13 protein-coding genes are annotated in these 14516 nt (G+C 68.8%); 5 read left to right on the top strand and 8 right to left on the bottom strand.

Annotated features, from left to right (window positions below; translation table 11 throughout):
* The first annotated feature begins 9 nt into the window (after nt 1–9).
* The 3 genes from BLU09_RS27955 to BLU09_RS27945 all read left to right on the top strand — a co-directional run bounded on the left by BLU09_RS27955 (nt 10) and on the right by BLU09_RS27945 (nt 5080).
* Nucleotides 10–3150 (top strand): efflux RND transporter permease subunit, encoded by a 3141-nt coding sequence (locus tag BLU09_RS27955; protein WP_090492832.1) that lies wholly within the window; start codon nt 10–12, stop codon nt 3148–3150.
* The gene (locus tag BLU09_RS27950; protein ID WP_090492830.1) at nt 3150–3749 is read left to right on the top strand and encodes a MarR family winged helix-turn-helix transcriptional regulator; all 600 of its coding nucleotides are present in this window, start codon (nt 3150–3152) and stop codon (nt 3747–3749) included. The genes BLU09_RS27955 and BLU09_RS27950 overlap by 1 nt, the downstream gene beginning before the upstream one ends.
* 107 nt (nt 3750–3856) lie before the next feature.
* A complete protein-coding gene (locus tag BLU09_RS27945; RefSeq protein WP_090492827.1) occupies nt 3857–5080 on the top strand; it encodes a hypothetical protein in 1224 nt (407 codons plus the stop codon).
* On the opposite strand, the gene BLU09_RS27940 is transcribed toward BLU09_RS27945, so the two are convergent.
* The 3 genes from BLU09_RS27940 to BLU09_RS27930 all read right to left on the bottom strand — a co-directional run bounded on the left by BLU09_RS27940 (nt 5046) and on the right by BLU09_RS27930 (nt 7144).
* Nucleotides 5046–6218, bottom strand: coding sequence for a CaiB/BaiF CoA transferase family protein (locus BLU09_RS27940; protein WP_090492823.1), 1173 nt, complete (start codon nt 6216–6218; stop codon nt 5046–5048). The genes BLU09_RS27945 and BLU09_RS27940 overlap by 35 nt on opposite strands.
* Before the next feature lie 127 nt (nt 6219–6345).
* Nucleotides 6346–6669, bottom strand: coding sequence for an SCP2 sterol-binding domain-containing protein (locus BLU09_RS27935; RefSeq protein ID WP_090492821.1), 324 nt, complete (start codon nt 6667–6669; stop codon nt 6346–6348).
* A gap of 97 nt (nt 6670–6766) precedes the next feature.
* Nucleotides 6767–7144: a response regulator gene (locus BLU09_RS27930; RefSeq protein WP_011553018.1), complete on the bottom strand. Its 378-nt coding sequence runs from the start codon at nt 7142–7144 to the stop codon at nt 6767–6769.
* 183 nt (nt 7145–7327) lie between these two features.
* Here BLU09_RS27930 and BLU09_RS27925 point away from each other — a divergent pair, with 183 nt between their 5' ends.
* Both BLU09_RS27925 and tatA read left to right on the top strand, forming a co-directional pair.
* Nucleotides 7328–8353: a sensor histidine kinase gene (locus BLU09_RS27925; protein ID WP_090492819.1), complete on the top strand. Its 1026-nt coding sequence runs from the start codon at nt 7328–7330 to the stop codon at nt 8351–8353.
* 76 nt (nt 8354–8429) lie between these two features.
* Nucleotides 8430–8675 (top strand): twin-arginine translocase TatA/TatE family subunit, encoded by a 246-nt coding sequence (gene tatA, locus BLU09_RS27920; protein ID WP_090492817.1) that lies wholly within the window; start codon nt 8430–8432, stop codon nt 8673–8675.
* Nucleotides 8676–8802: 127 nt separating this feature from the next.
* On the opposite strand, the gene BLU09_RS27915 is transcribed toward tatA, so the two are convergent.
* The 5 genes from BLU09_RS27915 to folE form a co-directional block, all read right to left on the bottom strand.
* Nucleotides 8803–10665: an AMP-dependent synthetase/ligase gene (locus BLU09_RS27915; RefSeq protein ID WP_090492815.1), complete on the bottom strand. Its 1863-nt coding sequence runs from the start codon at nt 10663–10665 to the stop codon at nt 8803–8805.
* The gene (locus BLU09_RS27910; protein WP_090492812.1) at nt 10662–11459 is read right to left on the bottom strand and encodes a tetratricopeptide repeat protein; all 798 of its coding nucleotides are present in this window, start codon (nt 11457–11459) and stop codon (nt 10662–10664) included. The genes BLU09_RS27915 and BLU09_RS27910 overlap by 4 nt, the downstream gene beginning before the upstream one ends.
* A gap of 97 nt (nt 11460–11556) precedes the next feature.
* Nucleotides 11557–12303: a sigma-70 family RNA polymerase sigma factor gene (locus BLU09_RS27905; protein WP_090492810.1), complete on the bottom strand. Its 747-nt coding sequence runs from the start codon at nt 12301–12303 to the stop codon at nt 11557–11559.
* Nucleotides 12304–12504: 201 nt separating this feature from the next.
* A complete protein-coding gene (locus BLU09_RS27900; protein ID WP_090492804.1) occupies nt 12505–13923 on the bottom strand; it encodes an FAD-binding oxidoreductase in 1419 nt (472 codons plus the stop codon).
* Entirely contained in the window at nt 13920–14477 is a 558-nt protein-coding gene (folE, locus tag BLU09_RS27895; RefSeq protein WP_208610778.1) for a GTP cyclohydrolase I, read from the bottom strand. The genes BLU09_RS27900 and folE overlap by 4 nt, the downstream gene beginning before the upstream one ends.
* Nucleotides 14478–14516: the final 39 nt, after the last annotated feature.

Raw genomic sequence — 14516 nt, 5'->3', positions numbered from 1 at the left:
AGCTCCTGAATGCTCAAGACATTCATCACCCGCCCTGTGTTCACCGCGATGCTGATGCTCGCGGTGGTCGTTTTTGGCATCAATGCCTACCCACGCATCGGCGTGGACCAGTTCCCCGACGTCGAGTTCCCCGTCGTCACCGTCACCACGGTGCTGCCCGGCGCGGACCCGGAGTCGATGGAGAAGAACGTCAGTGACCCGCTGGAGGAGGCGCTCAACACCCTCAACGGCGTGGAGCAGTTGCGCTCCATCAACCTGGAGAGCGTGTCCCAGATCGTCGTCCGCTTCACCCTGGACACCAAGGTGGACGTGGCGTCGCAGGACGTGCGGGACCGCGTCCAGGCCACGCTGAGCAAGCTGCCGACGGAAATCGAGACGCCGGTGGTGGAGAAGTTCGACATCGGCGCGGCGCCCATCATGACGCTGTCGCTGTCCGGCGCGCTCCCCATTGAAGAGATGACGCGCGTCGCCGAGGACGTCGTGAAGCCCGCCCTCCAGCGTCAGCCGGGCGTGGGCAGCATCGACGTGGTCGGTGGCCGCGAGCGCGAAATCCAGATCGTCGTGGATCCGGAGCGGCTGCGGGGCTTCGGGCTGGCCGTCAGCGACGTGAGCCAGGCCGTGCAGGCGCAGAACCTGGACGTCCCGGGTGGCCGCACCATGGACAGCGGCCGTGAGCGCGTGGTGCGCCTGACGTCCGAGGCCAAGAGCGTGGACGAGCTGCGCAACATCATCATCGCCAGCCCCAACGGCGCGCCGGTGCGCGTGCGTGACGTGGCCGACGTGGTGGACGGTCCGGAAGAGGCGCGCTCCAGCGCCAAGAGCGGTGACCGCAGCGCCGTGGCGCTGGTGGTGCGCAAGCAGTCCGGCTCCAACACGGTGCAGGTGGCCGAGTCCATCAAGGAGTCCCTGGGTGAGGTCAACAGCCTGCTGCCCGAGGGCGTGCGCACGGAGATGGTGACGGACAACTCGCGGTTCATCCGCTCGTCCATCGCCGCGGTGCAGTTCGACCTGGTGCTCGGTGGCTTCCTCGCGGTGCTCATCGTGCTGGTGTTCCTGCGCAACCTGAACTCCACGCTGGTGGCCGCCATCGCGCTGCCGGTGTCCGTCGTCGGTACCTTCGCCGTCATGGCGGCCCTGGGCTTCACGTTCAACGTCATCACGATGCTGGCGCTGACGCTGTCCATCGGTCTGCTCATCGACGACGCCATCGTGGTCATCGAGAACATCGTCCGTCACCTGGAAGAGGGAAAGACGCCCATGCAGGCGGCGCTCGAGGGCGCCAGCCAGATCGCGCTCGCGGTGTTCGCCGTGACGCTCGCCATCGTCGCCGTGTTCATCCCCGTGGCCTTCATGGACGGGACGATGGGCATGTTCTTCTACCAGTTCGGCGTCACGGTGGCCGTGGCGGTGCTCATCTCCTACGCCGTGTCCATGACGCTCACGCCCATGCTGTCGGCGCGCATGCTGAGCCACCATGGCAACCCCACGGGCATCTCCGCGGCGGTGGAGAAGGTGCTGGTCGCCACGGAGACGGGCTACCGGAACATCCTGGCCAGCATCCTGCGGCACCGGGCCATCACCCTGGTCATCGCCGTGGTGGTGCTCTTCGTCACCCTCTTCATGGCCAGCTTCCTGAAGTTCACGTTCATCCCGGAGCAGGACAACGGCAACATCAAGCTGGCGGTGGAGCTGCCCATCGGCTCCACGCTGCAGGATACGCAGGCGGAGCTGGACGCGCTGGACGCGCAGGTCCGCGCCCTGCCCGGCATCGACTCCACCTTCGCCACCGCCGGTGGCGGCGTGCAGGAGGAAGTGCACAAGGGCGAGCTGCTCATCAACCTGGTGCCGCTGAAGGACCGCTCCTTCAACCAGGGCGAACTGAAGACGTACCTGCGCGGCGCCATCACCCCCCGCAGCGGCGTCACCGTCACGGTGCAGGACGTCGCGGCCGTGGGCGGCGGCGGCGCCCGCACGCAGCAGATCCAGTTCAACCTCCGCGGTGACAACTGGGAAGAGGTGGTGAAGGCCGCCGAGCAGGTGCAGGGCGCCATGCGCCAGAATCCGGGCCTGGTGGACGTGGACATGACGTTCCGCTCCGGCAAGCCGCAGTACGACGTCAAGGTGGACCGCGAGCGCGCGGCCAGCCTGGGCATCCCGGCGGCCTCGCTGGGCGCCACGCTGCGTGCCTTCCTGGGCCGCGACAAGTTCGGCGACTACCGCGAGGGTGGCGAGACGTACGAAATCAAGGTGGCCCTGCCGCCGCAGACGCTGGCCTCCGCCGACGCGCTGGGCAAGCTGACCGTGCGCAGCATGACGGGCCAGTTGGTGGAGCTGCGCAACTTCGCGACCATCACCCCCGCCGACGGCCCGGTGCAGATCGACCGCGAGTCGCAGAAGCGGCAGATCACCCTGCTGGCGAACCTGGCCTCGGGCTACGCGCTGAGCGATGGCATCAACTTCCTCAACGCGTACGCGGAGAAGGAGCTGCCCAAGTCGGTCATCTACGACTTCGAGGGTAACGCGAAGGAGATGGGCAAGGCCGTGGCGGCCTTCGGCTCCGCCCTGCTGCTGGGCATCATCCTCATCTACATGATTCTCGCGGCGCAGTTCGAGAGCTTCGTCCACCCCTTCACCATCATGATGTCGCTGCCCTTCGCCCTCATCGGCGCCATTGGCGGTCTGCTCGTCACCGGTCAGGCCATGTCGATGTTCGCCCTCATCGGCATCATCATGCTCATGGGTCTGGTGGTGAAGAACGGCATCCTCCTGGTGGACTTCACGCTGCAGCTGCGTGAGGAAGGCAAGACGGCGACGGAAGCCCTGCTCCAGGCCGCTCCCGTGCGTCTGCGTCCCATCCTGATGACGACCATCGCGATGATCGCCGGCATGATTCCGGTGGCGGTCGCCAAGGGTGACGGCGCGGAGACGCGCGCGCCCATGGCCATCACCATCATCGGCGGTCTGGTGACGTCCACGTTCCTCACCCTGGGCGTGGTGCCGGTGGTGTACTCGCTGATGGACCAGCTCACCGAGAAGTTCAAGCGGCGCAAGGGTCCGGACGCGACCTCCGGTACGCCGCACGCGGTGGGTCCGAAGCACGGCGCTGAATCGCCTTCCGTGGCCGCGGCGGCCCGGGTGGAGACGGCCTGATGCGGCGGCCGGATGACAAACCGGCCGCGCTCGCGAATCGGCGCGGCGCCGCGGGCACGGAGGGCCAGGACCCTCCCGAGGACGGTGGCTCCGAGGAGAGCCACGGTCTGATGGAGGAAGACGTCGAGGCCTCCACGCCCGAGTCGCGGCGCCTTCACGAGTTGCTGATTGAGTTCAGCCTCTACCGCTCCCTGAAGAACCCGCTGGCGGGCATCTGCGAGGACCTCCAGCTCACGCCCACGCAGATGCATGCGCTGTCGTGGCTGGGCAACGACGGTCCGGTGCAGGTGGGCGTCCTGGCCCTGCGGGTGGGCATCACCCGGAAGACCATCACCGGTGTGGTGGACCGCCTGGAGAGCATGGGTCTGGTGGAGCGGACCCGGGACGTGGAGGACCGGCGCGCCGTCGTCGTGCGCCTCACCGAGCAGGGCAGCAGCGTCTTCGCCCGCATCGACCGGGGCATGGACGCGAGCCTGCGGCGCGTGCTGAGCCTGATGAGTCCCGAGGACCGCGACGCGGTGTTCGGCATCCTGGAGCGGATGCTGGCGCGCCTGACAGCCGAGGCGGAATCGGCCAGCGGCGACTCCCAGGCGAGCTGAGCTTTACCCTCACGCGCGCCGGCCCATGCTTCGGGTCGGCGCGCGTAGGACGTCGCGGGTGTCGCTGGCGCGACCGAGCGCATAAGCTCCCCCCGGCTGCCCACCGCATGACGATGACCGCCATCCTCCTCGTGAGCCTCACCATGGGACTGGGCGCCGCCGCCCCGGCTGGCGCGCGTGCGGAGGTGACGTGGCCCGCGGTGGCGCCGTCCACCGTCCAGCTGCGGGCCCCCGGGAGCGCGGCGCCTCCGTCCGACGTGTCCTCGCTGCTGGCCTCCCGGTGCAGGCAGTGGGCCGCCACGCCTGACAACCCGTGGGCGCTGGCCCATGGCCTGGCGCTGGACGGCCGGGACTTCCGCACCCGCGACGGTCAGCCCGCTGCGGACACCATCATCGCGCGCTACCTGCGCCGGACGCCGCCCCCGTCCCACGCCCCCGCCGCCGCCCAGCGGCTCTTCTTCGACAGCCGAACCGCCAACGGCACGCCGGTGGAGCCCCACCCCGCCCTTCAGCTCAAGAGCCTGCTGCACGCGGGCTACCCGGTGCGCCACCGCTTCAACGCGTCCTGGGGCCCCGTCATGGTGCAGGCGCTGGTGGAGCAGCTGCAGCTCGACTTCCGCCCCTCGCTCGTGGCCCATCCCGAGGGTGCCTGGGCTCTGGACGCCCTGTCCCTGGCGATGGAGCCCGGCGCCACGTTCCGCACCAGCGAGGGCACGACGGTCCACATCGACGCGGTGATGCGGGACGCGCTCGCCACGCTCGAAGCCGCCCAGGCCGAGCTGTCCGCGGCGATGCGCGCGGGGCGGACGCAGGTCCCCAAGCGAAAGCAGGGCATCTACGCCCACCCGTGCGGCGGGCTTCACTACTTCCAGGCCGTGGCCGGCTGGGCCCGGCATGCCTCCGTGCGCAAGGCGTGGCGCAAGCGGCTGGACGCGCAGGTGGACGTGCTGCTGTACCGGCTGGACTCGGAAGGCCGGCAGTACGAGGCGGCGCTGGCCGACGCGCCGTTCGCGCACCGGCTGCCCCTGCTGGTGCAGATGCTAAAGTTCCAGGGCCACCTGCTGGAGACGCTCGGCCGCTACCGCGACGACACCCGGTGGCGGCCCACGAAGGCCCAGCAGCAGACGGTGGAGCGGGCGCGCACGGCCCTGGAGCACACCGTGCGCCGGCTGGAAGCCGGTGGCGCCTTTGACGGATGGTCAGCGCTGGCCGAACGGCAGCCGCAGCTCGCGTTGGACTTGTTGGGCGACACCTGCCACGCCGCGCGCGGCGAGGCCCTGTGGCGGACGCCCGCCGTCAGTGCCCCAGCCGCGCAAGCTCCTGCGCGGTAAAGCCCGCCGCTTCCAGAATCTCCCGCGAGTGCTGCCCCAGCGCGGGCGGCGCGCGCAGCGGCGTCTCGCCCATGCGCAGCGGCGTCAGCAGGTGCGTCACCTTGCGGCCCAGCACCGCGTCCTCCGTCTCCACGAAGAGGCCCCGGGCCTGGAGCTGCGGGTCCTTCAGCACGTCGTCCCCTTCCGCCACGGGCTCGATGCAGAGGTCGGAGCCCGCGAAGCGCTCCTGCCAGTACGCCAGTGGGTGCTCGGCGAACAGGCGCGTCAGCTCCGCCTTCACGCGCGCGCCGGGCTCGCCCGGGGCGTAGGCGTCCTCCAGCAGCTCCGGACGCCCCAACCGCTCACACACGCCCGCGAAGAACTTGGGCTCCAGCGCGCCCACCGCGAGCCACCGGTCATCCGCCGTGCGGTACAGGCCGTAGCACGCGTAGCCCCCGTTGAGCGCATCCTTGCCCCGCTGAAGGGCGGCGCCTTCCGTCCCCATGAAGAGGCGCGACGCCAGGTGCATGTGCAGGAAGGCCAGCGCGCCGTCCGTCATGGACACGTCCACGAAGCGCCCCTGCCCCGTGCGCTCACGCTCGTGCAGCGCCGCCAGGATGCCCACCAGCGCGAAGAGGCTGCCGCCGCCAATGTCCCCCATCTGCACGCCGGGAAACGCGGGCGCGCCGCCGGCCTCACCGCCGTAGCCCAGCAGGCCGGCGCGGGCCGCGTAGTTCAAGTCATGCCCCGCCTTCAGCCGATCCGGCCCCGTCTGCCCGTAGCCGGAGATGGCGCAGTAGATGAGCCGGGGGTTCTCCGCGCGCAGCACGGACTCGCCCACGCCCAGCTTGTCCATGACGCCGGGCCGGAAGCTCTCCACCAGCACGTCGTAGTGGCGCACCAGCCGCTTCAGCGCCTCGCGGCCCTCGGGCTGCTTCAGGTTCAGCGTCAGGGAGCGCTTGTTCCGATTGAGGCCGTAGAACAGGCCGCTGACGTCATCCCGCAGGGGGGGCATCTGGCGGATGTAGTCCCCGCCCTCCGGCTCCTCCACCTTGTCCACGGTGGCGCCCAGGTCTGCCAGCACCAGGGTGGCGTAGGGGCCGGGCAGCAGGCGCGACAAGTCCAGCACGCGCAGGCCTGTGAGCGGGAGCGACGACATGGGCATTCCTCGGAGCGAGCGACGGGGAGGTGGAAACGACTGCGGCGCGCCCCTGTGAAGGAGACGCGCCGCGTGCGCCAGAAGCCAGCGGGCGGCGTCCGCCCGTAAAGCTCCAGTCCGCCGGAAATTAGAGCAGCTTCGCGAGCTTCATCGCGAGGCCCATGTCCATGGGCTTGAACTTCAGCTTGCCCTGCATGGCCGCCATCTGCGCGTTGAGCTTCTTCTCGCGGATCTTCACGAAGTCGTCGTTGCTCACGGAGATGGTCATCTTCGCGTTGTCGGCCGCACCTTCCGTCACCCAGCCCTCGGACTTGGTGGCGTCCAGCGTCCACTTCCCGCCGCCCTCACCCGACACGTCAAAGACGATGACGGCGTTGATTTCCTTCGCCAGCTCCGGCTTCGCCTTGAGGGTCTCCGGAATCTGGTTCTCGATGATGTCCTTCGCGCTCACGACACACTCCTTGGCCTGATCGTTGATTTGAAAATCAAAGACAGGGGGGACCGTAATGGCGCCCCCCTGACAGGTCAAGACACGGATGCGGCATCTGTCACGCGATGGTGGACGCGGCGGCGGGGTTCAGCGAGCGGCGAACCATGTCCAACAAATCGTTGAGTTCGAACGGCTTGGCCAGATGCCCCACCGCGCCAATGTCGGCGGCCTTGCTGCCCACATTGCGGTCCGCGCTCAGGACGATGAGGGGGATGCGCGCCACCTCGGGCGGCTTCTGCCGCATCCGCTGGGCGAACTCCCAGCCGTCCATCACCGGCATCATCAGGTCCAACAGGATGAGGTTGGGCGGTTCGGGCTCGAGCCGATCCAACGCCTCCTTCCCGTTCCGCGCCCGGCGGATTTCGAAGCCTTCGGCTTCCAGAATCTCTGAAAGGGCCTCCAGGATGTCCGGGTCATCATCGACGACCAGGACCACCGGGGCCCTCGCATGCTGTGCATTGTGCAAGGTCAGAGCAGTCTCCCGAGGTGCGACGCTGGGATTCTTCAACCATCCTCCCACACGGCCGCGCAAGAAAATGCGCCCACGCCGCCAGACATGGGCCCACGTTGCAAAACCGACAGTTACTGCCCACCCTTTCCGTGACCTGACGGACTGGGGGTGTGGAACGTGGCGAGCGAGGGGGAGCTGAAAGCAGGCGACATGGCGGCACCCGGGCTTCTACTCCTGCCTCGTGGAGGCAGCCCGCGCCTGCTCGGACGCTCGCTGCTGAGGCAGCTCGGCCTGGAGGCGCTCCCCAGCCGCGTGGACTCCCTGCCGGAGCTCATGGCGGTGGCGGGCTTCCAGCGGCGCCCTGGGAGCGGCAGCCTCTGGGAGCGGGACGGCCAGGTGCTGATGGCGGGCGAGGAGACGCTGGAGGACGGCGCGCTGCTGCTGTGGACGTCGCCCCTGGTGTGGGACGAGGCCGGGGTGCGGCGGCGCGTGCGCTACCTGTCCATGGCGTCGCATGACCTGCGCGGCTCACTGGCCAACGTGCGCTCATACGCGGCCCTGCTGCTCAACGGCCGCGTGCCCCTGGAGGCCAAGGTGCAGCGCGGCCTGGAGACCATCCTCCGCAACGCGGACCGCTCGCTGGCCTTCTCCCAGGACTTCTTCGACGCCAGCCGGGCGGACCTGGGCTCCCTGCCCTGCGAGCAGGAGCGCCAATCCCTGCTGCCCCTGCTGGACGCGGCGGTGGAGCGGCAGCGCGCCGCGGCCTCGGCGGCCCAGGTGGCGCTCGTGTTGGGCCTGAATCCGGCGCAGGCGGTGCCCGAGGTCATCGTGGACGGGGCCCGCATCCAACACGCCGTGGAGTCTTTCATTCAGTACCAATTGGCCCGCGCCCAACCGGGTGAGGTCATCCGCCTGGGCATCCGCGACTTCGCACCCCGGGTGCGCGTGGAGGTCCGCCGGGACGGGGCACCCCTGACGGATGAGGACGCCGCCGCCGTCTTCCAGCGCGAGGAGCGCGCCTTCCGGGAGAAGCGGCTGGAGGACCCCTTGCGCGTCTACCTGGCCCGGCAGGAGGTGGAGGCCCACGGGGGCAGCGTGGGCGTCGAGTCGGACCGAGGTGGCAGCACCCTCTTCCTCACCCTGGCCCAGGCCCCCGCCGCGGCGCTCGGTTCTCCAGCAACCATGCAGGCTTGAATCGCCCGCTGGTCTTGCTGGCGGTCGGCGGCGCCCATCGGTATGCTCCTTGGCGTCTTCGCGAAGGAGCCGAGTGATGGGTTTGAAGGGAATGGAAATCCTGCTGATCATGGGGGTGCTGCTGCTCCTGTTCGGAGCGTCGCGCCTGCCACAGCTGGGCTCTTCGCTGGGAAGTGCGATCCGCAACTTCAAGCGCGGCTTTGGCGGTGAGGGCGAGGACGCGGCGGCCCCTGGGGACAAGAAGGGCGCCGGGACGCTCTCCAGCAGCACCGGCGTGCAGAACGACGTCACCAAGAGCCAGACGCCCAGCGGCCACGTCTGAGCCGCCGCCGGGTGGCGTGCCTCCCGGCAGGACGTGAGCAGTGCCCTGAAACGCGCAACGCCCGAGCCGCCCCCTGGAACACGGGGTGGGCCGGGCGTTCGCATTTGCCCTGTGCGTGGCGTAGGCCTCAGTCGACCACGGTGGTGCCTTCGTACATCCGGTCGAGCTGCGCCTTGTACTTCTGGATGCAGACCTTCCGCTTCACGCTGAGCTTGGGCGTCAGCTCCTCCGTCTCCTGGCTGAAGTCGTTCTCCAGCACGGTGAAGCGCTTGAGCGTGGCGTAGGGTGGCTGCTGCGTGTTGACCTGATCCACCGCGGCCTTCACCGCCGCCTGGACCTCTGGGCGACGGGCATTGTCCGCGTAACTGCCCACGGGGGCGCCCTGGTCCTGGAGGAGCTTGCGCGCGCCCTCCTCCGACACGGTGATGAGCACCACCAAGTACGGCCGCTTGTCGCCGTACACCATGGCCTGACTGATGATGGCGTGCGTCTTGAGGGCGTTCTCAAGGTTCTGCGGCGCCACGTTCTTCCCGCCCGCGGTGACGATGAGGTCCTTCTTGCGGTCGGTGATGCGCAGGTAGTTGTCCGCGTCCAGCTCGCCGATGTCACCGGTGTGGAACCAGTGCTCCGCGTCGATGGCCTCCGCCGTGGCCTCGGGGTTCTTGTAGTACCCCTTCATGACGGCCGGGCCGCGGATGAGGATTTCGCCGTCGGAGGCAATCATCACCTCCATGCCCGGCACGGGCGCGCCCACGCTGCCAATCTTGATGTTGTGCTCGCGATTGACGGTGGTGCCGGCGCACGTCTCCGTCAGGCCGTAGCCCTCCAGCACCTTGAGGCCCAGCAGGTCGAAGAAGTAGCCGATCTTCGGAGACAGGGGCGCGCCGCCGGAGATGAACACGCGCATGTTGCCGCCCAGCTTCTCGCTGATGGCCGCGTGCACCTTGGAGAACACCAGCTTCTTCGCCAACGCGAAGCCCAGGGTGGCGTACTCGCGCCCCTGGCTGCGCGCCTCGACGTACTCGTCGAACAGCTTGAAGGCCCAGCGGAAGAGCCGGCCCTTGAGCCCTGGGGCTGCCGAGCCGTTGGCCACCACGTTGTTGTAGACCTTCTCGAAGACGCGCGGCACCGACGGCAGCACCGAGGGACGCGTCTCCACCAGGTTGGCGAGCAGCTTGTCCACCGACTCCGCGACGACGAGCCGGTAACCCATGCTCAGCCAGGCGGCCTTCACCACCTGCGCGAAGACGTGTGCCAGCGGCAGGAACAGCATCACCGAGTCAGAGGGCACCATCATCCCCACCGACTGGGCGGCCTTCGCCTCGAAGGCCCAGTTGCGGTGCGTGAGGATGACGCCCTTGGGGTCCCCCGTCGTGCCGGAGGTGTAGATGATGGAGGCGGTGTCCTCCATGGACACGCCCGCCACCCGCGCCTCGAAGTCGTCCGGACGGGCGGCGTGCTCGGTGCGGCCCTGGGCGACGACGTCGGCGAGTGACAGCTCGGTGCCACCGGCGACGGGGCCCTCGAAGGCGACGATGCGGCGGAGCGTCGGACACTCCGCCAGCTTCTGGCGCAGGCGCGTGAGCCGGCCCGCCTGCCGGGCGTCCTTCTCGTCGTTGTCCACGAAGACGAGCGTCGTCTCGGAGTGGTTGAGGATGTACCGGCACTCATCCGGCGTGTTGGACGCATAGATGGGGACGGTGATGGCCTGCGCGGCGCTGATGGCCACATCGCAGATGAGCCACTGCAGACTGGTGTTCGCGAAAATCGCCACTCGGTCCCCGGGCTTCACCCCCTGGGCAACCAGGCCCGCGGAGAGCGCTTTCACCTCGTCCAGGAACTGGGCGAAGGTGACGTCCTGCCAGCGGCCGTCCTTCTTGTGGCTTGCGCCCACCGTCGACGCGTTCTTCGCGCGCTGAATGAGCAGTTGGACGAGCGTCGCATCCCCCCCCGCGGTAGCGGGAGCCGCTACCTGATTCTCTGCCCTCATCTGAGCTCCTTCTCGATATCGGCTTCGACTTTCCTGGACCACTCCTGCACGCGCCGCCCTTCCGCGGGGTCGTACGCGATGCTGCCTTGCTTCACCTTTTGAATGGCCTCGCGCGCCTTCGCGGCCTTGCCGTCCTTGAGGAGCGTCTCCGCCAGGAAGTAGTAGGCGCGCAGCATCTGCGGGTGCTTCGCGATGGACTTTTCGTAGAGGCTGGCGGACTTCGCCAGGTCGCGCTTGGGCCAGGGCAGCTCGTAGTAGTAGCGGCCCTTGGCCAGCAGCGGCGCGCCCCGGTCGTAGCCCGGGTCAATCTGGATGGCCTTGTCCAGCCGCTCGTTGAACTTGCCCTCGAGCCCCTCGCCCAGCGCCTTCATGATGCCCACGGCCTGGGAGTAGGCGCCGATGCCGGTGGCCGCGTAGTAGTGGCCCTCCACCCGGGCGGGGTTGAGCTTCACCGCCTTCTCACCCCAATCCCACGTCTGGCGGCCCAGCACCTTCTTGAGCTTCTCATTGGCCGCCCCGTCCGCCTGCCACTGAAGGATGCGCGCCTTGCGCCAGACCAGCTCGTAGTCCTCCGGCGCGGCGTCCAGCGCCGTCTTCAAGGCCCCCTCGTAGGCCTTCTCCCCACCGGACTCGCCGCGCTTCGCGTACAGCGCGTCAAGCTCCGACAACAGGGAGGCCTCAGCCCCCCAGGCAGGCAGGCTCAGGAGGAGGCTCAAAGCAAATGAAATCAAGCGCATAAGCGCCGGGCTTAGCACGCACTTTTGCCCGGTAGCAAACCATCGGCGGTCAAACATCCGCCAAACGACAAGAGGCGGGAGCGGCCCGGAATGACCCGGTCCGTCCCGCCCCGATGACGCGCCTTCCCAGGTGGGAAGGGCCCTGGATGGCCGCTCACGCCGCGTCGGCGGCCTGCTCGCCCAGGTGCTCTTCGTTCTCGTTGAACGCCTGCAGGTAGCGCTCCAGGAAGTTCTTCGTCTTCAGCTCCACCTGACGCACGCGCTCGCGCGACACGCCCCACCGCTGGCCCAGCTCCTCCAGCGTCAGCGGCTTGTCCTGCGTCAGCCGCTCCGTGAGGATGTCCCAGCCCAGGTCACCAATGCGCTTGCGCACCTTGGCGAGCGCCTCCTGAATCTCCGTGTCCTGCTCGTGCGCCAGGAACACCTGCTGAGGCGAAGGGCTGTTGTCCTCCAGCCGGTCGAGGAAGGTCGTCTCGCCGTCCTCGTCGATGGTGGCGTCCAGCGAGAAGTCCACCATGCTGCCGCGCTCGGCCTCACCACCGCGCACCTGGCTGCGGTTGTCCTTCAGGTACCGGGTGATGTAGGCGCGAATCCACCACACCGCGTAGGTGGCGAAGCGCACGTTCTTCTTGGGATCGAAGTGCTCGATCGCCTTCATGAGACCGACGTTGCCCTCCTGGATGAGGTCATCCAGTCGCGCGCCGCGATTGGCGAACTTCTTCGCCACGGCGACAACGAAGGCCAGATTGGAGCTGGCAAGCGTCTGCCGCGCGGACTCGTCACCCTTGCGGGCGCGGCGCGCAAGCTCGTACTCCTGCTCACGCGTCAGCTGCTGGTGCCCGCCCAGGTTCCGAAGGTAGTGCGACAGGCCTTCGGCTGCGTACTTCGTCGAATTGGCCATGATTTCCCGTCCTCCGTTCGATGCCGGACGCGCTCTCCCCCCGCCGCCTCGCGTCCACCTGGAACTAAGACGCGCAACGAGCGAAAGGGTTTCTCATTCCAGGTCCGATTAGGCATTTCGCGCGACATTCCCAGCCCTTCCCACGCTTTGGACGGTAAGCCGCTCGACGCCGGGACAAAAACGAGCCGCGTCGGCCACGAATCAAGAACGCATGAGCGCGGGGAAGATTTTCGACGGGTTGAGCAACCCTGATGGATCGAAGAAGGCCTTGAGCCTGCGCTGCAGGTCGATGAGCGCGGGGGACTGCTCCAGCGAAAGATATTCCCGCTTCGCGTGCCCCACACCGTGCTCGCCTGTGATGGTTCCGCCCAGTTCCACGGTCATCACCAGCATGCGCCGCAGGGCCTCATCCACCAGCGGCCGTTGGTGGGCGCCCTCGTAGAGGATGTTGGCGTGCAGGTTCCCGTCGCCCGCATGGCCATACGTGGCCACGGTGAGCCCCAGCTCCGCGCCCATGGCCTTCAAGCGCTCGATGACCTCCGGAATCTTCGAGCGGGGCACGACGATGTCCTCGGAAATCTTGTGAGGCTTGAGGGCCCGGAGGGCCGGGGAAATCACCCTGCGCGCGGCCCAGAGCTTCTCGCGCTGGGAAGCATCCTGGGCCACCAGCGTCTCGGTGGCGCCCTGGCTGGTACAGATGTCACCCAATTGAGACAGCTCAGCGAGCAAGCCCTCGCGGCCGTTGCCGTCCACCTCCACGATGACAGCGGAGCCCGCGCCCGGAGGGAACTGGAAGCCGCGGCCGTTCACCGCCCGCAGGGCCACGTCATCGATGAGTTCCAGGCAACGCGGGAGGATGCCCGCGGCCAGCACGGCGGACACCGCGCGCGCGGCGTGCAACACGGACGGAAACACCACCAGGGCCGTCAGCACCTCGCGCGGCAGCGGGATGAGCTGGACGGTGATTTCGGTGGCGACGCCCAGCGTGCCCTCCGAGCCGACGAAGAGGCCCACCAGGTCATAACCCGCCACGCCCTTGATGGTGCGCCGGCCCACCCGCACCACCTCGCCGTCCGGGAGCACCCACTCCAGTCCAATGACGTAGTCGCGCGTGACACCGTATTTGAGTGCCCGAGGCCCGCCGGCGTTCTCCGCCACGTTGCCGCCCAACGTGCACACCTCCCAGGAGTTCGGGTCTGGTGGATAGAAGAGCCCTACCGCTTCCACGGCCTTCATCAGGTCGCCGGTGATGACGCCGGGCTGCACCACCGCGGTGAGATCCTCGGGGGAGATGGAGAGGATTCGGTTCATCCGCTCCAGGCTCACCGCCACCCCACCATGCAAGGGCAGCGAGCCGCCGCTCTTGCCGCTGCGCGCGCCACAGGGGGTGAAGGGCACGCCGTGCACCGCGCACGCCTTGAAGACCTGCGACACCTGCCGCGTGTCCGCGGGGAAGACGACGAGGTCGGGCGCATGGACGCCACTGTCGGACTCGTCACGGGCGTAGGCAGCCAGCGCGGCGTCATCCACGCGCAGCTGCTCCGGAGCCAGAACGGTGGCCAGCGCCTCGCGCACGCGGGCCACGCGCCCGGGCTCCACTCGCGGCGGGGGCGCGCTCATCGCCGGGCCCCCAACCGGGCCCACAGCTCACGGCGCAGGGGGCCGTCGCGCCGCAGGGTGCCTTCATAGGCCTCCGCGTGGGTGACGGCGTCGCGCTGCTTGTCTCCGCGCAGGCGCAGGCACGCCTGCTCCGCTTCGATGATGCATGCGGTGGCGGGGCTGCCCAGCACCTGCGCCAGGGAACGCGCCACTTCCCGCGCCATGTCTTCCTGGAGGATGAGCCGGTGCGCGAAGCAGTCCACCAGCGATGACAGCCGGCCAAAGCCCACCACCCGCTTGCCCGGCACATAGGCCACGTGGGCCCGCCCGGTGAGCGGCAGCAGGTGGTGCGGACACATGGAGTGGAAGCGCAGGTCCGTCACCACCACCAGCTCGCCGGAGGAACCCGGCGGCGCGGGGAACGTCTCCCCCAGCGCCTGCTCCGGGGTGCGGCTGTAGCCGTCGAGGAACTCGGCCGTCCAGGCCTCGGCCACGCGCGTGGGGGTGTCCGTCAGGTGGACGTCCTGGAGGTTCAGACCGGCGGCGCGCAGGAAGTCCGCCACGGCACGCGCCATGGCCGAGGTATCGGGGACGGCGGCGGGGGCGGCAGCGGC

Source organism: Myxococcus virescens (assembly GCF_900101905.1).
GTDB lineage: Bacteria > Myxococcota > Myxococcia > Myxococcales > Myxococcaceae > Myxococcus > Myxococcus virescens.
The sequence above is the reverse complement of the archived record's forward strand: the minus strand, read 5'-3'. Positions and strand labels throughout refer to the sequence as shown.